This is a genomic window from Ktedonobacter robiniae (genome assembly GCF_016587375.1).
GTDB classification, from domain to species: Bacteria; Chloroflexota; Ktedonobacteria; order Ktedonobacterales; family Ktedonobacteraceae; genus Ktedonobacter; species Ktedonobacter robiniae.
The window spans coordinates 1,656,368-1,680,679 of record NZ_BNJG01000002.1 but is presented as its reverse complement, the minus strand read 5'-3'; the positions used below and the strand labels follow the sequence as shown (position 1 = coordinate 1,680,679).

Annotated in this window: 24 protein-coding genes; 17 read left to right on the top strand and 7 right to left on the bottom strand. The window is 52.8% G+C overall.

The genetic code is table 11. The annotated features are described in order from the left end of the window. The first annotated feature begins 123 nt into the window (after positions 1 to 123). From JMJ04_RS28020 to JMJ04_RS28005, 4 genes are all read left to right on the top strand, one after another. On the top strand, positions 124 to 639 hold the full coding sequence (locus JMJ04_RS28020; protein ID WP_201373708.1) for a DinB family protein: 516 nt from the start codon (positions 124 to 126) through the stop codon (positions 637 to 639). Positions 640 to 767: 128 nt separating this feature from the next. Further along, positions 768 to 1,586 (top strand): alpha/beta fold hydrolase, encoded by an 819-nt coding sequence (locus tag JMJ04_RS28015; RefSeq protein ID WP_201373707.1) that lies wholly within the window; start codon positions 768 to 770, stop codon positions 1,584 to 1,586. A gap of 210 nt (positions 1,587 to 1,796) precedes the next feature. Further along, on the top strand, positions 1,797 to 2,348 hold the full coding sequence (locus tag JMJ04_RS28010) for a non-canonical purine NTP pyrophosphatase (RefSeq protein ID WP_201373706.1): 552 nt from the start codon (positions 1,797 to 1,799) through the stop codon (positions 2,346 to 2,348). A 178-nt stretch (positions 2,349 to 2,526) separates the two neighbouring features. Then, positions 2,527 to 2,952 carry a GlcG/HbpS family heme-binding protein gene (locus JMJ04_RS28005; RefSeq protein WP_201373705.1) on the top strand — a complete coding sequence of 142 codons (426 nt, stop codon included), beginning with the start codon at positions 2,527 to 2,529 and terminating at the stop codon, positions 2,950 to 2,952. Between the two features lie 361 nt (positions 2,953 to 3,313). Here the strand turns inward: JMJ04_RS28005 and pabB are convergent, their stop codons facing one another. Both pabB and JMJ04_RS27995 read right to left on the bottom strand, forming a co-directional pair. After that, positions 3,314 to 5,179: an aminodeoxychorismate synthase component I gene (gene pabB / locus JMJ04_RS28000; RefSeq protein ID WP_201373704.1), complete on the bottom strand. Its 1,866-nt coding sequence runs from the start codon at positions 5,177 to 5,179 to the stop codon at positions 3,314 to 3,316. A 136-nt stretch (positions 5,180 to 5,315) separates the two neighbouring features. Then, complete coding sequence (locus JMJ04_RS27995) at positions 5,316 to 6,281, bottom strand: CPBP family intramembrane glutamic endopeptidase (RefSeq protein WP_201373703.1); 966 nt, start codon at positions 6,279 to 6,281, stop codon at positions 5,316 to 5,318. 440 nt (positions 6,282 to 6,721) lie between these two features. On the opposite strand from JMJ04_RS27995, the gene JMJ04_RS27990 reads away from it, so the two are divergent. From JMJ04_RS27990 to JMJ04_RS27970, 5 genes are all read left to right on the top strand, one after another. Continuing rightward, on the top strand, positions 6,722 to 7,726 hold the full coding sequence (locus JMJ04_RS27990; RefSeq protein ID WP_201373702.1) for a LacI family DNA-binding transcriptional regulator: 1,005 nt from the start codon (positions 6,722 to 6,724) through the stop codon (positions 7,724 to 7,726). Positions 7,727 to 7,830: 104 nt separating this feature from the next. Continuing rightward, entirely contained in the window at positions 7,831 to 9,114 is a 1,284-nt protein-coding gene (locus JMJ04_RS27985; protein ID WP_201373701.1) for an ABC transporter substrate-binding protein, read from the top strand. A 30-nt stretch (positions 9,115 to 9,144) separates the two neighbouring features. After that, complete coding sequence (locus tag JMJ04_RS27980; RefSeq protein ID WP_201373700.1) at positions 9,145 to 10,077, top strand: carbohydrate ABC transporter permease; 933 nt, start codon at positions 9,145 to 9,147, stop codon at positions 10,075 to 10,077. Between the two features lie 25 nt (positions 10,078 to 10,102). Then, positions 10,103 to 10,936: a carbohydrate ABC transporter permease gene (locus JMJ04_RS27975; RefSeq protein ID WP_201373699.1), complete on the top strand. Its 834-nt coding sequence runs from the start codon at positions 10,103 to 10,105 to the stop codon at positions 10,934 to 10,936. A 307-nt stretch (positions 10,937 to 11,243) separates the two neighbouring features. Next, complete coding sequence (locus tag JMJ04_RS27970) at positions 11,244 to 12,587, top strand: Nramp family divalent metal transporter (protein WP_201373698.1); 1,344 nt, start codon at positions 11,244 to 11,246, stop codon at positions 12,585 to 12,587. Positions 12,588 to 12,696: 109 nt separating this feature from the next. On the opposite strand, the gene JMJ04_RS27965 is transcribed toward JMJ04_RS27970, so the two are convergent. Continuing rightward, the gene (locus JMJ04_RS27965; RefSeq protein WP_201373697.1) at positions 12,697 to 13,338 is read right to left on the bottom strand and encodes a hypothetical protein; all 642 of its coding nucleotides are present in this window, start codon (positions 13,336 to 13,338) and stop codon (positions 12,697 to 12,699) included. 336 nt (positions 13,339 to 13,674) lie between these two features. Continuing rightward, positions 13,675 to 14,163, bottom strand: coding sequence for a hypothetical protein (locus tag JMJ04_RS27960; RefSeq protein WP_201373696.1), 489 nt, complete (start codon positions 14,161 to 14,163; stop codon positions 13,675 to 13,677). A 236-nt stretch (positions 14,164 to 14,399) separates the two neighbouring features. Here JMJ04_RS27960 and JMJ04_RS27955 point away from each other — a divergent pair, with 236 nt between their 5' ends. Genes JMJ04_RS27955 through JMJ04_RS27945 form a run of 3 tightly spaced genes read left to right on the top strand, consistent with a single transcriptional unit; the run spans position 14,400 to position 15,949 of the window. Further along, on the top strand, positions 14,400 to 14,945 hold the full coding sequence (locus tag JMJ04_RS27955) for a ribonuclease FAU-1 family protein (protein WP_201373695.1): 546 nt from the start codon (positions 14,400 to 14,402) through the stop codon (positions 14,943 to 14,945). Between the two features lie 34 nt (positions 14,946 to 14,979). Further along, positions 14,980 to 15,585 carry an HAD-IA family hydrolase gene (locus tag JMJ04_RS27950; protein ID WP_201373694.1) on the top strand — a complete coding sequence of 202 codons (606 nt, stop codon included), beginning with the start codon at positions 14,980 to 14,982 and terminating at the stop codon, positions 15,583 to 15,585. 55 nt (positions 15,586 to 15,640) lie between these two features. Beyond that, positions 15,641 to 15,949 carry a nucleoside triphosphate pyrophosphohydrolase family protein gene (locus tag JMJ04_RS27945; protein WP_201373693.1) on the top strand — a complete coding sequence of 103 codons (309 nt, stop codon included), beginning with the start codon at positions 15,641 to 15,643 and terminating at the stop codon, positions 15,947 to 15,949. A 42-nt stretch (positions 15,950 to 15,991) separates the two neighbouring features. On the opposite strand, the gene JMJ04_RS27940 is transcribed toward JMJ04_RS27945, so the two are convergent. Then, positions 15,992 to 17,029, bottom strand: a complete 1,038-nt coding sequence (locus tag JMJ04_RS27940; RefSeq protein WP_201373692.1) for a Gfo/Idh/MocA family protein — start codon at positions 17,027 to 17,029, stop codon at positions 15,992 to 15,994. A 49-nt stretch (positions 17,030 to 17,078) separates the two neighbouring features. Then, the gene (locus tag JMJ04_RS27935) at positions 17,079 to 17,612 is read right to left on the bottom strand and encodes an NUDIX hydrolase (RefSeq protein ID WP_201373691.1); all 534 of its coding nucleotides are present in this window, start codon (positions 17,610 to 17,612) and stop codon (positions 17,079 to 17,081) included. 304 nt (positions 17,613 to 17,916) lie between these two features. On the opposite strand from JMJ04_RS27935, the gene JMJ04_RS27930 reads away from it, so the two are divergent. The 5 genes from JMJ04_RS27930 to JMJ04_RS27910 all read left to right on the top strand — a co-directional run bounded on the left by JMJ04_RS27930 (position 17,917) and on the right by JMJ04_RS27910 (position 21,945). Continuing rightward, a complete protein-coding gene (locus JMJ04_RS27930; protein WP_201373690.1) occupies positions 17,917 to 18,447 on the top strand; it encodes a MauE/DoxX family redox-associated membrane protein in 531 nt (176 codons plus the stop codon). Positions 18,448 to 18,484: 37 nt separating this feature from the next. After that, positions 18,485 to 19,072 carry a TlpA family protein disulfide reductase gene (locus JMJ04_RS27925; RefSeq protein ID WP_201373689.1) on the top strand — a complete coding sequence of 196 codons (588 nt, stop codon included), beginning with the start codon at positions 18,485 to 18,487 and terminating at the stop codon, positions 19,070 to 19,072. A gap of 89 nt (positions 19,073 to 19,161) precedes the next feature. Then, positions 19,162 to 19,419 (top strand): hypothetical protein, encoded by a 258-nt coding sequence (locus JMJ04_RS27920; RefSeq protein WP_201373688.1) that lies wholly within the window; start codon positions 19,162 to 19,164, stop codon positions 19,417 to 19,419. 131 nt (positions 19,420 to 19,550) lie between these two features. Further along, positions 19,551 to 20,075, top strand: coding sequence for a signal peptidase I (gene lepB / locus JMJ04_RS27915; protein ID WP_201373687.1), 525 nt, complete (start codon positions 19,551 to 19,553; stop codon positions 20,073 to 20,075). 1 nt (position 20,076) lies between these two features. Beyond that, on the top strand, positions 20,077 to 21,945 hold the full coding sequence (locus JMJ04_RS27910; protein WP_201373686.1) for an ABC transporter ATP-binding protein: 1,869 nt from the start codon (positions 20,077 to 20,079) through the stop codon (positions 21,943 to 21,945). A gap of 39 nt (positions 21,946 to 21,984) precedes the next feature. Here JMJ04_RS27910 and JMJ04_RS27905 read toward each other — a convergent pair whose 3' ends face one another. Continuing rightward, positions 21,985 to 24,234, bottom strand: coding sequence for a helix-turn-helix transcriptional regulator (locus JMJ04_RS27905; RefSeq protein WP_201373685.1), 2,250 nt, complete (start codon positions 24,232 to 24,234; stop codon positions 21,985 to 21,987). Positions 24,235 to 24,312: the final 78 nt, after the last annotated feature.

Sequence of the window (24,312 nt, the reverse complement as noted above, 5' to 3'; positions counted from 1 at the left end):
ATCACCTGCCCAATCACCAGGACAGGTGAAGTCACACCCCATGCTTTCCAGCTATACTTTGCACATCAAGAGATGAACATACACCTACCTCAAACAGGTGAGAAAAAGAAAGGTAACTACATTATGAACGCAACGACACTTCTACGCGAGCAGATTCAACAGGCGCATGGCTTCCTGAATGCCACCCTGGAGGGCATCACGACCGAGCAGACTCACTGGGCGCCTCCCGGAACCGCCAACCCCATCGCCGCCACCTATGTACACGCTATCGCGAGCGAAGACCTGGCCATCAACATGGTGCTCAAAGGCGGCGCGCCCCTCTATGCAAGCGAGTGGGCGGAGAAGACCGGCATCAGCGAGGTGCAGCCTCTAAGCACAGCAGAATGGACACGCCGTGTCCGTATTGATCTACCTGCTATGAGCATCTACACCCAGGCCGTCCACGCAGCCACCGATGCCTACCTCGCGACCCTGACGGATGAAGACCTGGCCCGTGATCTCGACCTGACGGCCTTCGGACTGGGGCACATGACGGTTGGCACAATCCTGAACCGTATGGTTCTAGGACATGTCGACAACATGACAGGTGAGATCTCGGTCCTTAAAGGACTCCAGGGAGCCAAAGGTTACCCTATCTAACCTGAATTACTTACGACACCATGAACCAGCCAGCTATCAACGAACCAGTGCCAAACTGGCTGGTTCTCCTACCACATAAAAAGAACTCCATATACATTCGGAATACATTTTTTGGGGAGGTTATAGCCATGTCATTCTTTACAACTAACGACGGTGCGCGTCTCTTCTACGAGGATTGGGGCCAGGGAGCACCCGTGGTCTTTGTCTCCAGTTGGGCCTTGAATGCCGATATGTGGGAGTACCAGGTCCCTGCCCTGGTTGAGCAGGGACTTCGCTGCATCGTTTATGATCGCCGTGGGCATGGACGCTCCGACCGAACCGGGCATGGCTACGACATAGATACCCTCGCCGATGACCTGGCCGCGTTGATCACGCACCTCGACCTGCGCAACGTCACGCTGATAGCACACTCGATGGGAGGTGGCGAGGTCGTGCATTACCTGGCTCGCCACGGGTCCGACCGCATTGCCAGAATCGCGCTTATCTCAGCGATTCTCCCCTTCCTATGCAAAACAGACTATAACCCCGAAGGAGTACCCGAGGCTATCTATAAGTCTTCCTCGGGACAACTGCGGGAGGATCGTGTGCAATATTTTACTCAGAGAGCACAGGCATTCTTCGCCACCCACCTGGGCAACAAGGTCTCACCAGAGCTTGTCCAGTGGACAACCGAACAATGTCTCTATAACTCTCCCATGGCTCTGCTCCAATGCTGGCGCACCAACTTTTACACCGATTTTCGCGCTGAGATGCAAGAAATTGTGCTGCCAACGCTGATCATCCATGGAACGGCGGATGCCTCCGCCCTTATCGACGTGACCGGACGACGCTCCGCCAAACTGGTGCCAGGCAATAGCTATAAAGAGTACCAGAACGCGGGACATGGCCTCTTCATTACCCATAAACATCAACTCAATAACGATCTGCTGGCTTTTATCCAGGGTTAAGAGCGCTACTGGCGTACGGGGCTACTGGTGAGTAGCAAATCGACATCATCATATGAGGGATAGTAAGAAGATTTCTGGGCGAATGACCAGAAATCTTCTTACTATCCCTCATATGAGCGCCGCAGGCGCGAAAAGTTAGCTTGAAAAAGGTCGGAAGTGCCTGTATCATGTCCTCGCGACCAGCAAATAACAGCACAATGAGGAGCATCCATGTTTGACACTTTAACGTATGTTACTGGCAACCCCGGCAAAGTGAAACGCTTCAGCCACTATATTGACTATCCACTACTGCACAAAGACCTGGATCTACTTGAAATTCAATCACTTGAGTCAGCAGAAATCATCGAGCATAAAGCCAGGGAGGCATATAGACATATTCAAGCGCCTGTACTGGTGGAGGATACCTCGCTGCAATTCCTGGCCCTGGGGAAACTACCAGGACCTTTCATCAAATGGTTCTACGCAGAGCTAGGCACAGAAGGGCTATGCAAGCTACTCGCCGATTCGCAGGACAGATCCGCTCTGGCTTCAGTACACATTGGCTTATATGATGGTCATGCCCTGCGCATCTTCTCCAGCGCCTGTGAAGGCACCATCGCGCCCACCCCTCGTGGCAATGGCGGCTTTGGCTGGGACCCCATCTTCATCCCCAACGGGTACCACCAGACCTGGGCCGAGATGCCAGAGTCCGAGTATCTAGCAACCTCTATGAGCACTCAAGCGCTCCAAGATCTCGCAACCTATCTAAAAACGCCACGCTAACAAGTAGCCGTGTACCTTTGCAAAGTGGCGGGGGAGAGGAGCCAGCAGGTTGATCTTGAGATGAAGATGAGATATGCTTTCAACAAAAGAGACCTCTCCTTCGAGACGTCTGCTGACACACCCTCGTCGTTTGATTTCTCTGCTTCAGATCCAAAGAATAGAAAAGAATGGAGATCTCATGCCTCAACTACCAACCAAACCAGCACTCACTCTTGCTGCGGCCAAAGCTATTGCGGCAGCGGCTGAAAACGAAGCCATCAAAAATGAATGTTCTGTAGCTATCGCTATTGTCGACGATAGTGGTCGTCTGCTCTATTTCCAACGGATGGATGAGAATGCCAACGCGAGTGTGGATATGGCGGTTGCGAAGGCCGTTCATGCCGTGCACTTTCGCCGACCGACCAAATTCCATGAAGAGCTTCTTGATAAGGGAAATATGACCGTCCTAGGGGTGCCTGGCATGGTCCCTGTTGAAGGAGGACTCCTCTTACGCGTTGGGGAACAGGTGGTTGGAGCCATCGGGGTGAGCGGCGCGCGATCCAGCCAGGATGGGATCTTTGCCCAGGCGGGAGAACATGCCTTGCATACCTACCTGTCAGCGTGAGAGAGGCCAGATTTCTGGTTCTTCTCTACGTCTGGCCTCAATGTACTGAGGACCTTTGCGGGAGATACCCGCTTCCGCAAAGGTCCTCAGTACACAGATTGGTCAAGATCTTGGCCCTATCTCTTCCACAATGAATTTACAACAGTCGAGTGCTGGAAACCGCTTCCGAAGCCATGTTCTGGCGACAATGGATGATTCCAGCTCACGTTTGAGGGCAAAAGTCGCTCACTTTTCTTCACGTCATTTACCAATAGCTTCAAACGATGAGTTTAAAGTGAGACGAAATCCCACGTCAACAAAGTACTGGTAAACGAACACGCGCTACTGGCTACCCCAAAGGGCACAAGGTACACGGCTACTGCTAGTGTGGCTCAGGGAGGTAAACGACCTGGACCTGGCGCAGGCCACGGATGGCATTACAGATATAGACTTTTTCTGCTGTCAGGAGGTCGTGCAGGGTGAGAATGACCTCCTGCGCGTTGGGGTACTCCTCCAGGATGCACTGGCGCGCGATGCCTGGCAGCAAACCACAGGTTACGGGCGGGGTAAGCAAGCGGCCATCAAGCTCAATGAAGATGTTGCTTATGGCGCCCTCGGTCACTTCACCGCGCTCATTGAGGAAGACTATATCGGCATAGCCATGCTGATGGGCAGTCTGAAAGGCCCGCTCATAGAGGGGGCGCTGCGTGGTTTTATGGAAATACATGCGGTCCTGCGAGTTGATCCGTTCGGTGCTGATGATCACTCGCACTAGCTCCTCTCGTGGCTTTTGAACCAGTACACTCTCGCAGGTGAAGGCACCGCTACGCTCTAGCAGCACGCGCACTTTATAAGTATGCTCTGGCAACATCTCGCGGTTCTGCCTATATAAGAGGGCCTGGAGACGTTCCTCATCCCAGGGATAACCAAAATAGCGGGCCGAGTCCTGCATCCGCTTGAAATGCTTCTCCAGGCGTTGATAGCCAGCGTCCCAGAGAATGGACTCCAGAAGAGCAAACTCTTGCGCTTGTGTGGTCAGGAAGCGAGCCTTGATCGCGCATTCGGCGGCCTCTTCAGCGGCACACGAGTCATAGATAATGCCACTACCAATGCCCATCATCCCCTGTCCATGCTCAAACTCAATGGTGCGAATAGCCACGTTGAACATAGCCTGGACTGGACCTTGTCTCGATGGAGGCGCGATATAGCCAATCGACCCGGTGTAGACTCCCCTGGGCGTCTCCTCCAACTGGCCAATAATCTCCATGGCCTTGAGCTTGGGCGCGCCCGTCACCGAGCCACAGGGGAAAAGGCTGGAGAAGATCTGCTCAAGGCTGGCATCACGTCGAAGCTGGCCCGTAACGGTCGAGGTCATTTGTAACACGGTCTCATAGCTCTCAACCTCTAGCAGGCGTGGAACTGTCACCGAGCCAATCTCGCAGACACGCCCCAGGTCGTTGCGTAAGAGGTCCGTAATCATGATATTCTCCGCCCGGTTCTTGGCGTCGCCGCGCAGCCACGAGACCTGCTGCTTATCCTCTAACAGCGTGCAGCCTCGTGGGGCCGTCCCCTTCATAGGGCGAGTCATTATACGCTGTCCATTCATCTGGAAAAACAACTCCGGCGAGAAGCTCAATACAGCTCGCTTGCCTATACGCATATAGGCGCTATAGAGCGTGCGCTGAACCTGGCGGAGGCGCGCATACAGGGCCAGGGGCGAACCCGCAAAGCGAAAATGTGTGCGCCCCGTCAGGTTAATCTGGTAGACATCTCCGGCGCGAATATGCTCCCGTACTCGCTCGACCTTCTGGCGATACGTCTCCTCGTCAAGATCAAAAAGTACGTCCTGGACCTCACAGTCCATCTCATCCTGGTGATCTAAGGCATAGGCTTGCCAGGCAGCCTCTCTGAGAGCGGCATCAATTCGATATGGCTGGCGGTAGACCCCAAACCACGCCAGGGGCGAGTGTTCATCCCTATAAGCGAGCTTGCCCAGTTTCTCCAAAAAGTAGCCACATTCATAGGCAAAGTAACCGGCGAGGTAGTAGCCTTCCTGGACGTATTTCTGCATCGTCGCAAGCAACGGCAGAAAGTCACTTACCTGGTGGATCTGTAGCGTATGCACCGGGTCGACAAAAAGGTAATCCCACCCATCTCCCTGCCCTCCCAAAGTATTCTCAAGCAGCACTACATCACTGCCTGCCTGTAACAAATGCACAAAGTCTGATGCTGAATCGAGGGAAACCATAAAAACCGCCTGACGCTTGCCTCGCTCCATAGAACTGGAGCGAGAACTTCGGATATGCGTAAGGCATGGTATAGCAAATAGCTAGCAACCGTCAAGACCGCTACTGGCGTACGCGGCTACTGTAGAGATAATTCTCTCAGAGAGGCTGGGTGACGCGCTTGGCGAGAAATTCTGGGGTGGCAAGCGCTTGCTGTCTGAGGCAGATCAGGGAAATGCCCAGTACAAGGACAAGTGTGACAACTAAGCCGCCTTCAGGTCCAAAGTCGCCGCCATTGAGCAGGGTCGCGTAAGTGTTCTGGAAGAGGAACAGATTTCCACCGTGATACTGCACGCCGCTTACGGGCAGGGCAAAGATATGACCCTGCATCCAGTTCCACGCGGTATGTAGACCAGCCACGCGCCAGATATTGCCATCGGCAAGGACACAGAGAGCACAGAGCACGCCGAATAATGTGAGATTGAACAGGGCCAATAGATTAACGTGAGGATTAAGGATGTGCGCAAGCGCAAATACCAGGGAGGATATCATAATACTGAACCAGCGACCATAACGCCTGGTCAGTCTGGAGAGCAGCCAGCCTCGGTAAACGATTTCTTCTTTTGGTCCTTGAGCCATCCAGCCAATCAAGGTAAAGAGAAGGGCGGCCACGCCACCTCCCTCTGCTGAACCCGCCAGTTGTAGTATTGCGGTACCGGAAGAGAGCAAGATGCAGACAATCACACTCATCAATACGACACCAAGGAGCAGACCTTGTAAGTAAGTACGCAAGGCCTGCCATCTTGGCAATCTAAAAGGCCAGAGACCTCGCCGCTCAACAATACACATCCAGATCCAGAGCATGAGGAAGGTTGAGCATGAAGCGATCAGCCAGTAGAGGGTAAAGCCCAGCGCAGCAGGAATAGTCTTCGGACTATGAGACAGATTAGCAATTGCTTCACCTGCTGGCAAATCTCTAAGTAACTTATAAAAGAGAGGAATGCTACTATAGGCTGGTAACAGCGTAAAAAGCGTGGCGAGAAGAGAGGCCAGTAACCACCAGGTATAAAACGTTGCCTTCTTCTTTATTTTCATACTGTTGTTATTATTACATAATGTCTGCATTTCAGTACCTCACCCTTTTTAATATTCCAGGCTCACAGTCACAGGAGTATAGCAGTAATCTCACTTTAGCTATCTGAATTCAAAACATGTCGTCACTATGTCTGCACGACAAGACAAAGGGGATTTGGTTCAATCAGTTTTTAGGATGCATCAAGTAACATAGTTACATGTCAATGTATATCAAAACGCATCAATGCAAGAGAAAGTACGTCTATAATTATTATCGTAAAAAGCTTGGTTTTGTCACGCGAAAAAGGGATGAGTTTATGGTAGAGAGGACAGGCAGATGCGAAAGCCAGCGTTGCAAGCCCCCTTCGATCAATCTAGTTTCATTATCAGCATGCGCTTCCTTGACATTAACCGCAATATATGTTAATTAATTGTAATACTATCTAGTTTATCGATTAACTACAAGGCTTCTCCAAAGATGAAGGAGCGCCATGACAACTATTTATGATATCGCCAGGGCAGCAGGTGTCACAGCGACAACGGTTTCAAATGTCTTCTCGGGCAAAGGCTCAGTGAGCGAGAAGACGCGCGCACGTGTACTTCAGTACGCGCAGGAACTGGGCTATAGCCCCAATCTGGTCGCGCGCAGCCTGATCAAGGGACGTACCAGCATTATTGGCCTGATTGTCCATCCCGTTGATAACCCCTTCTTCGCGGAAATTGTGTACACGGCGGAAACGCTGGCCTATGCCGCTGGCCTACGTATCTTTGTCACCACTCTTACCGACAATGACGAGATGACACAGCTTATGCTGAAAGACCTGGTCGCCCGGAAAGTTGATGGCATTATCATCACCTGCGCGCTCTCGCCACAGACTGTGCGAGAACTTATACCACCCACCCTCCCAGTAATTTACTGCCTCTGGGAAGGTGAAGATCTCCCCGACTATGAGACTGTCCTGTTTGACTTCTTTGAAGGAGGCAAACTCGCAGCGGAACATCTCTTTACGGCCGGACATAGACGGATTGGTATAGTCACACATCTAGACAACAACAATTGCGACCACCATGCCATACGCACAAACGGCTTTAAAAGTGTTTTCATAAAGTATGGCGTCTCTATTGATCCAGAGTTCATAGCAGGGGGAGCATCTAAACTGGAGTTGGGAAAGGCGGCGGCCTACGAACTCCTTAAGCGCCCTGAGCGGCCTACCGCTATTTTCACAACCAATGATCTCATGGCCATTGGGGTCTTGTCAGCAGCCTGGGATTTAGGCATACGTGTTCCAGAAGAACTCTCAATTGTTGGCATCGATGACATCAACCTGGCCAGGTATACCAGTCCTCCATTGACCACCGTCAGAATCGATAAATATAAATTAATACACCAGGCCCTGCACACTTTACAACAAGCGATTGAGCACCAACCCATAGTCTCAACACACGTCCTAAAACCAGAACTTATCATACGCCATTCGGTGGCACTACTTCCTTAGGTATTCCCTTCATAGGTTTTGTTACGCGAAACCATGATGTGAATAGATCGCAATGTCGCCTATCCCCTGACGTTGGGGACATTCTCAGGAAAGTGGGGTTCATTATGATCCATGCCTCTGGTCTAGCTTTGCGCCGGCGCAAAGTATGGCTCAACACGTTCTTTTGTCTCCTTGCCCTCCTTAGTACCGCTATGGGCCTGGCCGCCTGCGCGGGCAGCGATGACGGCAAGATTCACCTGACCCTCTGGTACTGGAACCGCTCTATTAGCGATAACCTGATCGCGCAGGTGAATAAACAATTCCCCAATATTGTCCTGGATGCACAGAAGATTACGGATTATGACAATAAGGTGCGTACCTCGATGGCGGCCCATAGTGGTGTGCCCGACATCATGGGTATCAACTCGAACATCTCTACCTATTTTCCCGACGAGGATCAGTTTTTTGATCTGAACTCCCTGGGCGCCAACGATGTGCAATCACAGTATCTAGCCTGGAAGTGGAACCTGGGTATTGCCCCCGATGGCAAGATGATTGGCTTTCCCATGGACACCGGTCCCACCGCCCTCTTCTATCGCACAGATCTCTTTGAGAAAGCCGGGTTGCCAACCGATCCCGAGCAAGTCTCAGCACAGCTCAAAACCTGGGACGACTACATCAACGCTGGCGCCAAATTGAAGCAGGCAACTAACAACAAATCCTTTATGTTCGACAACATTGGCACCGTGTATGGCCAGATGCTTGGACAAAGTGCCAAACAATATTTTGATAAGAGCGGCACCTATCTGGGCGACCAGTCTCACATCAAGGCCATGTGGGACGAGGCGATCAAGACCTACAAAGCGGGTGTGGATGGCAAAGTTCCCATGTGGGGGACCTCATGGAACCAGGGCGTCAGCAACGGCTACATTGCATCATTTGTAGGCGCGGTCTGGATGAAACAGGTTTTGCAGGACGCGGCTCCCGATACCAAGGGGAAATGGCGCATCGCTCGCGCTCCGGGCGGCGACGGCAACTCTGGTGGCTCCTTCCTGGCGATTACGAAATACTGTCAGCATCCTAAAGAGGCTTTCGAGGTCATCAAATGGCTCCAGTCGCCCACGAATCAGGTTGCTGGGTATAAAGATCTCCAGCTCTATCCCTCGGCGTTAGATTCCCTCAATGATCCCGCTTTGCATCAGAAAGAGGACTTCTACGGCGGTGAGGATACGCAAGACGTCTTCGGCGTCGCGGTAAAAAATGTTCCTTCATTCTACTCAGGGCCATACGACGGTATCGCCGGAACCGCCATTACCGACCAGCTCAGCCTGGTGGAATATCAGGGGAAGGACCCTGGCCAGGCCTGGAATGACGCCCAGGCGGCAACACAACGCGGTCTCTTACGCTAGTATGCCTATGCTTCAAGGAGGAAATATTCGATGAGTGCAACACCTGTGAGTATTGCCGAGAAGATTGAGAAGCAACAGACCGTCGCGCGGAAGAGCAATCTGCGCAAGTACCTGCCCATGTATCTCTCGATTGCGCCCTTCTTTATTATCTATCTCTGCTTCGGCATAGCGCCAGTCATTTTCTCGCTCTACCTGGCCTTCCAGCGCTGGGATGGCATCGGGCAGATGAACTTCATTGGCTTGAACAACTTCGCGTTCGCCTTGACCGATCCTATCTTTGGCCAGGCTATTCTCAATACCTTTGAAATCTGGATCATCTCCACCATTCCCATGCTGGTGCTAGCGCTACTACTGGCCTTCCTCTTAAATATGCGCAAACGCTCCAAGTTTGCCTACCAGGTGGCCTATCTCCTGCCAAACATCACCTCGACGGTGGCTATTGCCTTGATCTTTGGCTCTTTCTTTGGCGATCAGTATGGACTTATCAATCAGATGCTCGGCACGATGCACCTGAACACCATTGGCTGGCTTACCGATGCCTGGCCAATGCGTTGGGCTGTCGCTCTGATCACCATCTGGCGCTGGACCGGCTATAACGCCCTGATCTACATGGCTGGCTTACAGAGCATTCCCAGTGATTTCTATGAGGCGGCGCGTATCGATGGCGCCAATACCTGGAGAACGTTCTACCACATCACGCTCCCACTGCTCAGGCCAGTAATCCTCTTCACCGTCATTTCCTCCACCCTTGGTGGTATGACGCTCTTCACTGAGCCTCAGATCCTCTTTGGCAATAATGGCGGCGTTGGTAATTCCGGCTTAACGATGTCACTCTACCAGTACTGGCAGGCCTTCGCCTCCTTCCACTATGGCTTCGGCGCGGCGGTCGGCTGGATCATGTTCTTTATCCTGGTCGTCTTCACCTTCGTCAACTGGAAAATTGTACAGGGTACAGAGCGCTAAGGCTACGGCAAGAAGGAGAAAAGCAATGATACAACATGAATCACGCTGGTTGCGCATTATTGTCGAGGTCGCTCTGTTGCTGGGGCTGATTATTTCGATCTTCCCCTTCTATTGGATGATTGTCATGGCGACCAATACGACGAGCGATATCTACCGCGTCCCACCCAAGTTGATCTTTGGCAGTCAGCTTCTGACAAACATCGCTCACGTGTTGCAGAGCATTGACTTCTATCGCAGCTTCCTTAACACCGTCCTGGTCGCGGGCAGCGTCACGCTGCTGGTACTCTTCTTCTGCTCCCTGGCGGGCTTTACCTTCGCCAAGTTTGAGTTTCCAGGGAAAAATACGCTCTTCGTGATCCTGATCGGTACGATGATTCTGCCCTCCGCAGGTTCTCTGGTGGCCTCGTTCGTCATCATGTCGAATCTGCACTGGATTGGGACCTTCCTGCCACTTATCGTTCCAACCATGGTGACGGCCTTCGGTATCTTCTGGCTGCGCCAGTACTCTCTTGGCGCGATTCCAAATGAACTGATTGATGCTGCAAAGATCGATGGGGCAGGACACTTCCGCGTCTACTGGAATGTAGCGCTACCCGCTCTGCGCCCAGCCCTGGGCTTCCTGGGCATCTTTACCTTTATCGGCTCCTGGAATGACTATCTGTGGCCATTGATCGTACTCAATGACCCCAAGATGTTCACCCTACAGGTCGCGGTCGCCAATCTGAATGGCGTCTACAACACCGATTACAGCATGGTCATGACCGGCACCCTGCTGGCGACTATCCCACTCATTATCATCTTCTTCCTGGGGACACGCCAGTTCATCGCCAACATCTCTGCGGGCGCGATTAAGTTCTAGCTCCGCTCCATCGTCACCTACCCCAAAGCCATGGTGCCTTCTCATAGTGGGAAGACACCATGGCTCTTTACTTTCTCGCGCCCCTCCTTTTATGTTTCATCTCCTTCCCCAATGGGCAGCAACTGACCAGTGAATGAATTGCTACCACCCTACATTTCCCCGTTTTTCGACGTTCTATAATCAAGCATCCCTTGACAAAACTTTTATCTCCAGGTATTCTATTTTTTAGAGTATTAAAAATTTTTTTTACACTCTTAAAAACTGCGTCGTTCTGCTCTTATTAAAAATCGGGAAATGGAGTTCGTAGATGTCTTCTAAGCCACTGAATAAGTTGGGGGGGAACTTCTTCTCGCGCTGCCTCCCGCCACCATCCACGGCCTCAGATGATGCCACTGTACTAGCCGCGCAGAAGGTACTCAAGGGTAAAGGAAAGCCCGCATTAGGTGATCTCCTCCCTTTTCTTGGTCCCGCTTTTATCGCCAGCGTTGCCTATGTCGATCCTGGAAATTTCGCCACGAATATTCAGGGTGGAGCGGAATTTGGCTATTTGCTCGTGTGGGTCATCATCGCCAGCAACCTTATGGCGATGCTCATTCAAGCGCTCTCGGCAAAATTAGGGATCGCGACCGGGCATAACCTGGCCGAGATGTGCCGCGAACACTTTCCTCGCCCCGTGGTATGGGGCATGTGGGTTGTGAGCGAAGTTGTCGCCATTGCCACGGATATGGCGGAGTTTCTTGGCGCGGCCCTGGGCTTCACGCTGCTCTTCCATATTCCCTTGCTCATCTCAGGCCTGCTTACCGCCATCTGTACCATTCTGCTGCTCAGCTTGCAGAGGCGAGGCTTCCGCCCATTAGAGGCCGTGATTACTGTTCTCATCACTATTATCGCCCTTTGTTATCTGCTTGAGAGCATCATCAGTCGTCCCGATTGGGGCCAGATCGGCCTGAGCGTTGTCACTCCCCGCCTGGATGGTACAGAGAGCCTGCTGCTCGCAGTCGGTATCCTGGGCGCGACCGTGATGCCACATGTCATTTTCCTGCACTCATCTCTGACGCAGAAACGCATTATAGTCGACGATCCCGCGCACCAGAAGCGCATCTACCGCTTCGAGATCATCGACGTCATCATCGCCATGGGTATCGCTGGCCTGGTCAATATGGCGATGCTAATCATGGCGGCTTCGACCTTTCACACCAATGGCCTGACCAATGTTGCCTCCATCGAGGAGGCTTACCGCACGCTCAGACCGCTGCTGGGGAACGCCTCCAGCAAGATCTTTGGCATCTCGCTACTGGCCTCGGGCCTCTCCTCCTCGGTGGTGGGGACCATGGCGGGACAGGTCGTCATGCAGGGCTTCTTAAAACGCAGCATCCACATCTGGATTCGCCGCCTGGTTACGATGTTGCCCGCGCTCATTGTGATCGCCATCGGCCTCGATCCAACGCGCACGCTGGTCATCAGCCAGGTGGTCCTGAGCTTCGGTATCCCCTTCGCCCTGGTGCCCCTGGTCATCTTCACCAGCCAGCGCAAGCTCATGAAAAATCTGGTCAACCATCGCATTACGACCGCCGTCGCCTGCATCGTCGCTGGCCTGATCATCGCCCTCAACCTCTACCTGCTCACCAGCGCCATCCAATCAATTTTCTAATGGGAGTGCAGGGAGCCTTTGCCCCTGCCGGGGTGTGGGGTGTCCCGCTTTTCTCCCTCAAATAAAAACACAGGTACCGGGCAGCGCACGCTGCCCGGTACCTGTGTTTTTATTTATACACTCCAAAGAGCCAGAAGATAATAAGGGCCACCACCACGGCCAGGACAGTTCCGGCGCTGGCCTGAGCGATAGTGTGAGCGTAGACCTTCCAGCGCGCCCAGGCGACAAGTACGACCAGCGGAGCCAGGCAGAAATAGAGTGCTCCCAGCACCAGGCCAAAGGTCGTCACGGCGCCCGCCATCCCCACCAGGTGCAAACTGATCTTCCAGCGGCGCGTGATGATGGTCGCTATAGCTCCCGCAACGAGTCCACCCGTCACAGTAGCCAACAGCGCACGCGAGGCCCCAAGCACAAGGAGCAACACAAAGACGGTTCCCATACAGAGAACGCCAAACAGGAGAGGCACGAAGCGCTGCTCACGCACGCTCACATGGTGATCGCTGTAGTGTCCCAGTCGCACGCCACGCCGGATAAACAGCAGCGGCGCCAACGTAATCCCCAGCGAGGTTACAAGCCACCAGAGCAAGGCGCGCTCTACGCTGGGAGCGGTCGCCAACGCCACCAGCAGAAAGGTTGGTAAGGCGATATACAGCGGGTTTGTTATAGAGGAGACAATCTGCGCCAGTCGCGTCCAGCGATCCCCTGTCAGGGCCATTTGCTCCGATGGCTGCTTCTCTCGTACGTTATGCATACTCACTTCTCTCCAGGCCTTATTTCCACTAGCTCCTGCGGCACCAGGCTCACAGCCCAGAGAAACTCGTCCGCGCTCGTCCGCAAACCCTCTTGAAACTTCTTTACCAGTTGCATACCAATCCTTCTATATTCTGGAAAGCTTAATCTCTGCTTGTATTATATGCTCTCGCAGACTAGGCCAGCCACAAATCGTACATTATGAAGAGCCAGATCCCCAGGAATAGCAACCAGAATATGCTGAAGCTAATTGAAAATAGTATCAATGAGCGCCATTGCCCAGCGAAGGCATGGCCTGCGGGATTCTTGGGGTCATAGAAGGCACTCACCTTCGAGCTCACTTTGGGCATAATAAACCAGCCATGGCTGGTAGTTTGGTAGCCAACTGGGGGATCACTTCGTGTCTCAAACTCAATAACCGGTTTCGCCAGAAAGAGACGCTCATGGAATCCGAAGTATAGTTGGCGCGCACGAGGACCGCATGAGGCGACTTGAAGGGGGTATACCAGCAGGCATATGTGCGACCAATAGCATAATTTTGCAAAACGAGATCAGAGTTCTCCTCCTGGGCACCAAACTTCCACCCATCCCTCACCCATGGACCCTTGTAACCTGTAGCGATCTCTCGATTTCCATCAGGCAAGCGAGCGCTGTACGTCAGGGATGGCTCCTCGAACCAGATATCACCAGAATAGTCATGAATGATTTGCTTGCTAAGAATAGTGCATTGCGCGGGCTGATAACTGGCATAAATAAGGTTGCGGATCGCGATACCCACACAGGCAGAGAGCAACGAGAGTAGCAAGCCACCTAAAATAAGTGACAAAAAAGCTTAGATTTCTTCTTGAGATACTTCTCCCTTAGACACTTCTTGCACACTTCCTCAGGCGAGGAGAGGGGCGTGGAGCAGTGAGGACACTGCACGGTTTCCATATATCGATGCGGCTCCTTATCGGCAGACTTTGTCTTCTTACTGTTGAGGACGCTGAATTCTTTCAACGATAAAATATGCCCTCAAAATATGATATGCTGTGTTTAAAAAGCAAGAGGCATGAGGATTCAATGAAGCAGAAGCGCGCGGATATGAGCGGTTGGCATCACGTCATCAAGAGCAGGTTTTTGCAGCTAGAAATTAATGATGAGATATTTCAAGGGTATGCAAGCCTATTCTACTTTGATGAGGTCGATGCTCCATTATGGATGCCGATAGCTGGAGAGCGAGTCTGCGTGGTCAATAACGGCTATTCACAACTACAACTCTTTCCCCAGGGATCAAACCATGTCGCTACGATTACATTCGATGCCCAAGACAGAGCTCATCATTGGCATATCGATATAAGCAAACGTACATACATGGACGAACAGGGCATGTTGTGCTATGACGACCTGTACCTTGACCTGGTCTTTCTCCCTGGAGGAGACGTTGAACTGCTCGATGAGGATGAATTGAATGAGGCCTATGCGCAAGGCATTATCTCAACCAATGAGTATAACCTGGCCTGGAACGAGACCAGAAAGCTCATGACGCAGCTCGAAGAACAAAGCTTTCCCTTACTCCCACTGGCTGCGCATTACAAAGCTCGCCTGGAAACACAAATCAGCGTATAGCATAACGAATTTTATGTGTAGAGAAGAGAAATATATGCGTAACAAACCAAAAATTCTACTTTTCGACGTTGATGGCGTGCTGGCCATTGGCGATCACTGGGGCAAGCATCTGGAGCAGGATTATGGCATCTCCAAAGCTATGACACAGGAGTTCTTCACCAACAAATTTGGCGCATGCATTATTGGCAAGGCTGATCTGAAAGAAGAGCTTACGCCATACCTGAAGCAATGGGGCTGGAGAGGGACAGTTGATGATCTCATAGCGTACTGGTTTCGCGCGGAGCATAATATCAATGAGCCACTCCTGGCCTATATCCAGACGCTCAGGGGTCAGGGCACAGCCTGTTACATTGCGACAATGCAGGAGCAGTATCGCACCGCCTATATCCTCCAGGAGATGGGCTTCGAGAAGCAATTTGATGGCATATTCTCATCGGCTTTTATCGGCTATAAAAAGACCCAACCAGAGTTCTATGCTCACATTCTCAAGAAGCTAGATGTAGCGCACGCCGAAGAGGTCCTTTTCTGGGATGACAGTCCAGCGAACGTAGCCACAGCCCATAGCGTTGGTTTGCAAGCCGAGGTGTACTCTGACTTCGCTGGTTTTACCGAGAAGATGCAACTCTACTCTGACAAATAAGGGGCATTGTGTAAGATAAAGCTACACTAAAAGCACATAGAAAGCGAAAGAGCCAATGGACTTAGAACAGCTCTCCTCAGCGGTAGAGAACGTATCGCAGACCTATGCCGAACGTTTCAATATTGAGCGTGACGCCACATGGTTTGTCCTGAAGCTACAGGAAGAGGTTGGCGAGCTCACGCAAGCCTATCTCATGCTCTCAGGCCAGGCCCGCACCAAGGGCAAGTCGCCCGAGGAAATCCAGGCCGACTTCCGCAAAGAGATCGCCGACGTCCTCTGCCAGACGCTCCTGCTCGCCAGGCACTACGACATAGACCTGGAACACGAAATCGAGGAGAAGTGGCTACGCTGGACCAAAGTTTAGCAAATAAGAGGAGTGTTCCCAGATGGGAACACTCCTCTGTACTTAAAGCAGGCTGGCAATCTCAATGGGAAGCCCCTGTTGCTCGGCAGATGCGATGGCCGCGAACATGAGGGCCAGGGTCTTCAGGTTATCTCTTCCCGAGGAGCCTGGCTCGCTTCCTGTCTGTATGGCCTGGACAAAGGCAGTAAGGCTACCCGCAAAGTCGGTAGGCGCCAGGGCTGGTGGCTCGACTGGGGTAGGCTCCTCACCGAGGCGACGCACAAAAATATTGTTCGCCACCCCACCTATCTCGCTGCGATCATTCCAGATCAGCTCGCCATCGGTAAACTCCATGTGCCAGTCACCAGTCCAGGATGTTGGTTGACCAGGGCTGACCCAACTTCCACGATAAGTGACGACCGCACCACCGTCAAAACGAATAGTGGCCGCAGCGGCAGGCGGCTCCTCAAAGCGGCTCCAGGCTGGATTCCAGCTTGTGCAGGAGATACTAACCGGCTCTTGCTTCAGGACATAGCGCATCAAGTCAAAGTGGTGAATCGACATATCCGCCAGCAAGGGCTGCCAGATATGATAATGACGATTGGTTTCTACAGGCGCTCTATTGGCATAATGGCGGAAGTCGACGGTGATAGTTCCCAGCTCTCCAAGGGTCTTTTCTTGCACATACTGCCTGGCCGCCAGCGCTCGTGGGAAAAAACGATAATTCTGACTAATCATCAGGACACGCTGCTGCTCCCGCGCCAACGTGACAAGCTCGCGTGCCTCCTTTATAGTTGGCGCGAAGGGCTTCTCCATCAAAACATGCTTTCCCGCCAGGAGTGCCGTCCTGGCGCTTGGCACATGTCCAGCCAGGCTGGCGGTGATGAGCACAGCATCCGCTTCATACGCTTCTAGAGCCGCCTCCAATGAGGAGAAACAGCGCTCCTGCGGTAGCGGCCACTTCTCAATAGCACGCTGCAATGCCTCCTCTACAATCTCTACCCAGGCCACTACCTCGACCTCTGTATTTGAGTTCAAAACTGTGCGAAACCAGTGACCACCAATCCCTCCCAGACCAACTTGAATTAGACGCAAAGCCATACCAGGTCTCCATCCTCTCTAAAATAGAGTAACAAACATCATCATAAGTTCAGAGCAGTTGTAGCTTCTCCAGGCCCATATAAGCGCCCGCAACATCCGTCATTTTGCCACCTCTCACATGGCTCCTGAAGTCCTCCAGAGGCATCTCGACTACCCTGACGAACTCGTGCTCATCGAGCGCTGGTTCCTGAACCTTGACGCAGTTGCGCGCGACAAAGTTATGCTTGAACATCGTCGAGTACGCACAGTGCCAGCACGTTCCCGCCAGTTCAAGTTCGCCGCGATAGCCTGTTTCCTCCAGCAGTTCGCGGGCGGCCGCCTGCGCGGGATCCTCGCTCGGCTCGACCCCTCCACCAGGCAGTTCCAACAAAATCTCTTCCGGGCCGGGACGAAACTGCTGTACAAGGAGCACTGTGTTGTGTGGTGTTAGTGCCAGGACACAGACCGCGTGAGGCTCGTGCTTAATCTCAAAATCGGTCTCGGCCCCATTGGGAAGGTGATACGTCCTACGGAGAATATGGCGGAAACCAGCAAAAACCCTGGTCTCTGCACGCTTTTGCCACGGCTGGATATTCAAAAGCATAACCTCGCTTTTTTGCCCTGATTATACCATCTATACCGCCTCTCTTCCGTCTTAGTTCACAGGCTTGCTGTAGGATGGATAGGCATATGGCGCCGGCGCCATACGCCTATCCATCCTACAGCAAGTACTACAGGGGCGAAAAGTAGTGCAAAGGGGCACGATGCTACTAAACAAGTGTAATTGTAGCGTAGTGGCGCGTGTATAGCGCGTGTATATAGCTTGTACATTGTGTGTCATACCGCTTTTCTTCATCTCAGGCTATACTCTTGGCAGACATATTTTTCCCGCATAGATAAGGTAGAGCATGGTTGAATTGTATTTGCTGGCATTCTGTCGCGTAGTCATCGGGCTGGTCTTCGCAACTTCGAGTTTTGGCAAGGCTCGCAACATTCCTCGCTTTCAACAGGCAGTTCGTGACTTTCAGCTCCTTCCACCAGGCTTGAGCAAGCCAGCTGCCCTCCTTTTCCTGTGCGGCGAGCTTCTTGTGGTGCTACTCGTTGCCATTGGTGGTCCCTTTCTTCTTCCCGGTTTCGCCCTGGCGGCGCTCCTGCTGCTCATGTTTTCGGGCGCGCTGACCTGGGTAGTAACCAGGAGGCTGCAAGCTACCTGTAACTGCTTTGGGACAAGCAACAAAAAGATTGTGCCTGCTGACATCTGGCGCAACCTGGGCTTCCTGCTGTGCGCCTGTGGTGGCTGTAGCGTCCTGACCTGGACACAGCACATGCATGTCGAACTGGGCGCTATTGAATGGTTACTGGTCTCGCTGGCAGCCTGCGTATTTGTCCTGATCTGGGTACAGCTTGGAGAAATCGTCCAACTCTTTCGCCTGAATTGAGGCCTTACTCCTGGTTTTGCACAAAAGGAGATATAGCTTGGAAACTGTTTTGATTGTAAGCTCTGTGCTGCTCTGGCTGATCGTATTATGCAATATCCTCCTGACTCTGGCCCTGATACGGCGCGTCAACGCAAACAACGCCAATCAGCAGGTTCCAGATGTAGGCGGATTGGCTCAAAAGAGCGAGGCTCCAGACTTTCACGCAGAGACCCTGACTGGTCAGTCAGTAGACCTGGCAACATATACCCATTCAGCACAAAGTACGCTTCTGCTCTTTATTTCAACTCATTGTGATCCCTGCCACAAAGTGCTGACTATGCTCAAAGAGATGGGACCCGGCGCCTTCCCGCCAGGAGTTAGACCGGTGGTGGTGAGCGGCGATGAACACGAGCCTAGTGAGGCCCTGGTTGAGGAACTTCAACTTCCCTGGCCTGTCTTGATCGCACCACGCGCCACCAACTCATTTTTCACTGACTACAACATCTCCGCCACGCCTTCCTACTGCTTCTTCGATGCCGAGGGCAAGGTCCAGTCCAGCGGCATCGCAAGTATCCAGCGCGAAGTATGGAAGGCATTGATTAATAGCTGGACCACCAGGACCCCCATACTCAGCGAAAGGAGGTAAACCTCAACACACTCTATCTTTGGCAATTTATTGTGAACACTCGGACGCTGTTCACAGTCACATCAACATATATTGAAAGGATTTCACAAATGCAGACATTCACCGACTCAATCCTCAACACACTCGACCGCATCAGCAAGAAGTCCAGCCTCCTCGACCGCCTCACTGAGCGCCTGCTTCCCACAACTACCGCTCAGGCCTGTGGTGGCTATCTCTGCTACGATACCTGCGCGAACCTCCGCTGCGGTCACTACGATACGGCCTACCGCCAGTTCTGGGCAACGACCATCAGCAATTGCAACGCAGGCAATTATTCGTGCACTAGCAGCGTCTGCGGCGGCTGCTAAACAACAGGATGTAGGGTCCATGCTGGCATGGACTCCGAGGCTCGCAGGCCGATACTCTGCTGCTAGGGAGATCGCTGCGCTCGGGGTCCAAGCTAGCTTGGACCCTGCAGGTTAATTTGGGGGCAAAATGTATGGTTCTCTCCGCAACACTCTTGATTATCGGTAGTTTGCTGCTCTTGCTAGTTTTGCTCCTCATCCTGGCACGCTTGAGTTTGCTGGTCGTGACGGTCCAGGGGGAGAGCATGACCCCCACCTTGTTGTCTGGAGAACGGGTTCTGGTCTGGCGTCTATGGCCTGTCTTTCGGCTGCGTGAAGGGCAGATTGTTCTGATAAGTCAGGAAGATAAGAGCTTCCAGGCCGCTCCCTATCTCAAACGTATTCTCGCCCTGCAAGGAGAGATACGCACGCTTCGCCCTCGCCTGGAACACAACAGCAACAACGCAGCCGATCATGTAGAACAAGAGCAGGCCTGGCAGATTCCTGCGGGCTATGTCTTTGTCTGTGGAGATAACCTGGAGCATAGCATCGATTCACGCGTATGGGGACCCCTTCCCAGGCAGCGCGTTATGGGTGTTATGTTAAAAAAGCTTCGCGTAAACGAACCTGCACAAGAGCTGCCTGAGACCTCTGTGTCTGAACAGATAGGAAGGGCGTGATATGCTACTACGCGTGGAAGAGCAGGGGAAACAGAAAAAGAAGAGTAAGGTGAGGCTCTGGGTCAGCAATGGAAGCGATGCTGTGAAGGCCATGGGCCAGATGAGCCTGCTGGCACTGCGCGCTCAGCCGCTCTGCTTCCTGGTGCTTGTCCTTCTTCAAGGCCTACAGGGTTTCTTTCCCCTGATTACTGCCTGGATCGCTAAGATTGTCTTCGACCTCCTGGCCCAGGGCATCCAAGGTCACGCCTCCCCATCTATGATGCAGAGCCTATGGCTGGCGCTCGCCACGCAGGCCCTCGTGCTAATCTGTGGCGCGGTAATGAGTCCGGCAAGCCAGTATCTCAATGCCGAGCTGACGCGCAAGCTTACACTGAGCATGAAAAGCACGATCTACCGTAAGATCAATAGCCTGGTGGGACTGGAATATTTTGAGAACGCAGAGCTACACGATACCATTCAGGTCGCAACCAACAATGCCCAGATAGGCCCCCTCCAGGCTGTAAATACTTTTACAGCCCTGCTTCAAGGCTTGATTACGCTTTTCTCCTTCCTGGCAGTGCTCTTAGCTTTTAATCCACTATTAGTTGCTCTCATTGCCCTGGCGGTCATTCCCCAGCTCTACGCGCAATTTAAGCTGAGTCAGAAGCGCTTTAACACTGTGATGACGAATAGTCCCAGGGAGCGCCAGGCCTCCTATTATGGACAGGTGCTCTCCATTGCTCAATTTGTCAAAGAATTGCAGCTATTCAATCTCGGTGGCTACTTTCTCCGCAAGTTTGTCGCCACCACCGAGACTATCTACCAGGAGCAGCGGGATGAGCAACAACAGGCCTTACGCTGGCAGGTTCTCCTCGCCCTGCTTGCGGGAGGCATCTCTACGATTGCCTTTGTGCTTGTCGTGACGCAGGCCTTTGCGGGAAACTTGAGCCTGGGTGATGTCGCGCTCTATACCAGTGCAATTGCTAGCATCCAGGCAGCCTTGACGGGCCTGGTCCTGGCCCTCTCGCGCAGTAATGACAGCGTGCTCTTCTTTCGTCAATATACCAGCTTGCTCTCGCTCGGGTCTCCTCCAACCAAGCATCACACCTACAAACCACTAGAGCCTCTGGCCTCTGGCATCACACTGCAAGATGTCTCCTTCCGCTATGGCGAGCAGCATCCCTGGACCCTCCGGCACGTGAATCTCTTCTTGCCTGCTCAGCAATGCCTGGCGCTTGTGGGTCTCAATGGGTCAGGCAAAACCACACTGGTAAAGCTGCTCACGCGCCTCTACGATCCTACCGAGGGCCAGATTCTCTGGGACGGTATCGATATCCGCGAGTTTGATCCAGTCGAACTCCGTCAGCAGATGGGCGCGATTTTCCAGGATTTCACTCGCTATGATCTCAGCGTCCAGGAAAACATTGGCCTGGGCAATGTCGAACACGTCGAGAATCTGCACCTTGTAGAGCAAGCAGCCATGAAGGCGGGAATGCATGAGCGCATCGAGGCCCTGCCACGAGCCTATCAAAGCATCCTCAGTAAGTGGCTGGCCCCCAAAGATGAGGGCGTAGATTTTTCAGGAGGCGAATGGCAGAAACTGGCCCTGGCCCGTATGTTTATGCGCAACTCGCAAATGCTGATCCTGGATGAGCCAACTGCGGCCCTGGATGCCGAGGCAGAGTATGATCTCTACCAGCACTTTAAGCAACTTATGCGTGGTCATACCTGCCTGCTTATTACCCACCGCTTTAGCACTGTACGCATGGCCGATACCATAGCCGTCTTAGAGCATGGTCAGATCACCGAGGTTGGTACACACGCTGACCTCCTGGCACGCGAGCAAACCTACGCTCGCTTCTACACTATGCAAGCCGAAAGCTATCAATAGAGCATCTCTTTCAGAGGCGTCGTAAATGTGGTGACTCTGTTATTTGGAGGCACGCAGCGCCTCTCCCTGCTCATGGGTCGCCTGAATGCCTAGAGCACGGCGTTGCAATTTGGCTGCCTCATCATTGCGTCCCATGGTACAGAGCAGGCTCGCGTAGTTCTTCAAGACCTGGGCGACGTAGGGATTGCCCGCTCCCAGCGCTTGCTCATAGGTTGTGAGGGATTGCTGAAAGAGCCGTTCGCCTTTGTAAAGTTGGCCCGCCCGTACATAGAGTCGGGCGAGATCGTGCAAGGCAAGCGCCACGAGCGGATGCTTTTTACCAAGCTTTCTTTCGCGAATCTTCAGAACGCGCTTAAACAGAACTTCGCCTTCTTTATATTTACCCTGCAAGCCGTAGAGTCTGCCAGTAAAATTGAGGGCGCGGGCAAGCTCAGGGGCCATGGGATCAGGCAGTTGCTCACAAATGTGAAGGGCGCGCAGGCACAGAGGCTCCGCCAGGCTAACCCTTTCTTGTTCGATGTAGAGCGCGCCGAGGTTTAAAAGGCTTTCAACGACTTCCAGGTGTTCGCTCCCCAACACCTGCTCACGCATCGCCAGGGCACACAGATGAAGCAGCTCTGCCTGTCTGAATCTCCGCTGGTATTGGTAGAGAACTGCCAGGTTGTTGAGGCATTCAGCCTCAGCCAGTGGCTCCTCCAACTGCCTGCGCATCACCAGCAACTGTTTAAGCAGCTTTTCGGCAAGGTTACACGAGGCATGCTTCCAGACATAGGTTGCGATCCTTGAGAGAAGATTGGCGGTCTCCGAAGATGCCATATTCCACTGCTCGATATAGAGAGTACAATTGAGGGCCTGGTGAAGATAGCGCTGGCAGAGCTCCCAATTTTGTATATCCTCGGGGTCAGGAAAGAGCCGACCGACGATTGTTACTACCAATTCAGCCAACTGACACTGCTGGTTGACCGTGGCTCTGTTTCTGAGAACGGTTTGCACCAGGCTGTGCATAGCAAACGTCTGCGTACTACCATTGCGCTTCACGAGCGAGGAGGCGCGCAAGGACACCAGTACCTCGTCTAATAAGCGAGGGTTGTCTGCCAGGGGTTGAAGGCCTGGCTGTAGGCTGGAAGCCTCAAGCAGAAACTCCTGGGGAATGGCATGCGGATGAAAAAACGCGCAGAGATGCAGTAGTTCTGCGGCCAGAGGATGCTGCTGCTCCAGGCGCTCAAAAGCAAGGGCAAAGGTGGCTTCTACAGAATTGGGATGATCAACGCTGCTAAGTCCTCGGCGAGCCAGCAACTCTGGACTCTGGACGCGATAATGCGCAAGATACTCTTCGAGGCTGCAACCTGTCTCCTCAATGTAGGCCCCTGCCTGGTCGAGCGCAAGAGGAAGGCCATCCAGAAATGCCGCAAGCTCCAGGGCCAGGGGATACCTGCTGAGAGCAGCCTGTTCCGGTAGCTCCTCCCTATCAATATGCTTAGCGCGCCGCAATAGCATGAGAGCTCCCTCTACGTTCCCCAGTTTTTCAAGATGTACACAGTGGGCAAAGCATCCAGTGAATTGTGTTCGCGTCGTCAGCAGGACATGCCCCAGGGGTTGAGTGGGTAATATCGCTTGAAGTAAGGAGAAGTCCTCTACATTATCCAGAATTACAAGCCAGTTCTCATGCCTCTGTAGCCAGAGCTTGAAGAGCCCTATCGCATCTTCCTCCTGTCCCCCTCGGTAGTGCGGAGGCCGGAGAAGATCATTGAGAGCCATACAGCTCGAATTGAGATCATTATGTGTCTCCGCCTGAAGCCACAACACTGCGTTATAAGCATCGCGATAGCAATAGGCATACTCCACTGCCGCCTGGGTTTTTCCCATCCCACCAAGGCCAGTTATGGCCTGGATATAGGAAAGAGAAGATCCTTTGCGCTTGAAAAAGGTGTCATAGAGGTCACTGAGTAGCGCCTCTCTCCCTGTAAAGAAGGGATTGCGCTGATAGGGCAGAAACCAGGGCTGTATAGCGACACTCCGTTCGTGTTCCGGCGAAGAGGGCATCAATACCAGGCTGGGAGGCGTAGGTATGGGAATATCGAGAAACCCCAGTTCTTGAGCGTCTTTTTGAAATAAGGTGCAGAGCCGCTCACGATAGTAAGGGCTGGGAAAGGCCAGGCCTTTTTCCCAGCGATAAATATAGGAAGGCGCGGGAGCATGTATCTGCTCAGCAACATACCCCTGAGACCATCCCCGTAGCTCACGTTCGCGTCGCAACACATGATTAGGGACTGCTTTGGCACTTTTCATTAACCCGTTTCCTCCACATATTCTAAAAAAGGCATCTTTGCGAGCTTGAAATGTGAAGTACATCTATAGGCCAGTCCA

What these genes read in the sequence shown, in the direction of transcription:
- JMJ04_RS28020 (WP_201373708.1), top strand. Translation starts at nt 124, where the DNA reads ATGAACGCAACGACACTTCTACGCGAGCAGATTCAACAGGCGCATGGC.
- JMJ04_RS28015 (WP_201373707.1), top strand. Translation starts at nt 768, where the DNA reads ATGTCATTCTTTACAACTAACGACGGTGCGCGTCTCTTCTACGAGGAT.
- JMJ04_RS28010 (WP_201373706.1), top strand. Translation starts at nt 1,797, where the DNA reads ATGTTTGACACTTTAACGTATGTTACTGGCAACCCCGGCAAAGTGAAA.
- JMJ04_RS28005 (WP_201373705.1), top strand. Translation starts at nt 2,527, where the DNA reads ATGCCTCAACTACCAACCAAACCAGCACTCACTCTTGCTGCGGCCAAA.
- pabB (WP_201373704.1), bottom strand. Translation starts at nt 5,179, where the DNA reads ATGGTTTCCCTCGATTCAGCATCAGACTTTGTGCATTTGTTACAGGCA.
- JMJ04_RS27995 (WP_201373703.1), bottom strand. Translation starts at nt 6,281, where the DNA reads ATGCAGACATTATGTAATAATAACAACAGTATGAAAATAAAGAAGAAG.
- JMJ04_RS27990 (WP_201373702.1), top strand. Translation starts at nt 6,722, where the DNA reads ATGACAACTATTTATGATATCGCCAGGGCAGCAGGTGTCACAGCGACA.
- JMJ04_RS27985 (WP_201373701.1), top strand. Translation starts at nt 7,831, where the DNA reads ATGATCCATGCCTCTGGTCTAGCTTTGCGCCGGCGCAAAGTATGGCTC.
- JMJ04_RS27980 (WP_201373700.1), top strand. Translation starts at nt 9,145, where the DNA reads ATGAGTGCAACACCTGTGAGTATTGCCGAGAAGATTGAGAAGCAACAG.
- JMJ04_RS27975 (WP_201373699.1), top strand. Translation starts at nt 10,103, where the DNA reads ATGATACAACATGAATCACGCTGGTTGCGCATTATTGTCGAGGTCGCT.
- JMJ04_RS27970 (WP_201373698.1), top strand. Translation starts at nt 11,244, where the DNA reads ATGTCTTCTAAGCCACTGAATAAGTTGGGGGGGAACTTCTTCTCGCGC.
- JMJ04_RS27965 (WP_201373697.1), bottom strand. Translation starts at nt 13,338, where the DNA reads ATGCATAACGTACGAGAGAAGCAGCCATCGGAGCAAATGGCCCTGACA.
- JMJ04_RS27955 (WP_201373695.1), top strand. Translation starts at nt 14,400, where the DNA reads ATGAAGCAGAAGCGCGCGGATATGAGCGGTTGGCATCACGTCATCAAG.
- JMJ04_RS27950 (WP_201373694.1), top strand. Translation starts at nt 14,980, where the DNA reads ATGCGTAACAAACCAAAAATTCTACTTTTCGACGTTGATGGCGTGCTG.
- JMJ04_RS27945 (WP_201373693.1), top strand. Translation starts at nt 15,641, where the DNA reads ATGGACTTAGAACAGCTCTCCTCAGCGGTAGAGAACGTATCGCAGACC.
- JMJ04_RS27940 (WP_201373692.1), bottom strand. Translation starts at nt 17,029, where the DNA reads ATGGCTTTGCGTCTAATTCAAGTTGGTCTGGGAGGGATTGGTGGTCAC.
- JMJ04_RS27935 (WP_201373691.1), bottom strand. Translation starts at nt 17,612, where the DNA reads ATGCTTTTGAATATCCAGCCGTGGCAAAAGCGTGCAGAGACCAGGGTT.
- JMJ04_RS27930 (WP_201373690.1), top strand. Translation starts at nt 17,917, where the DNA reads ATGGTTGAATTGTATTTGCTGGCATTCTGTCGCGTAGTCATCGGGCTG.
- JMJ04_RS27920 (WP_201373688.1), top strand. Translation starts at nt 19,162, where the DNA reads ATGCAGACATTCACCGACTCAATCCTCAACACACTCGACCGCATCAGC.
- lepB (WP_201373687.1), top strand. Translation starts at nt 19,551, where the DNA reads ATGGTTCTCTCCGCAACACTCTTGATTATCGGTAGTTTGCTGCTCTTG.
- JMJ04_RS27910 (WP_201373686.1), top strand. Translation starts at nt 20,077, where the DNA reads ATGCTACTACGCGTGGAAGAGCAGGGGAAACAGAAAAAGAAGAGTAAG.
- JMJ04_RS27905 (WP_201373685.1), bottom strand. Translation starts at nt 24,234, where the DNA reads ATGAAAAGTGCCAAAGCAGTCCCTAATCATGTGTTGCGACGCGAACGT.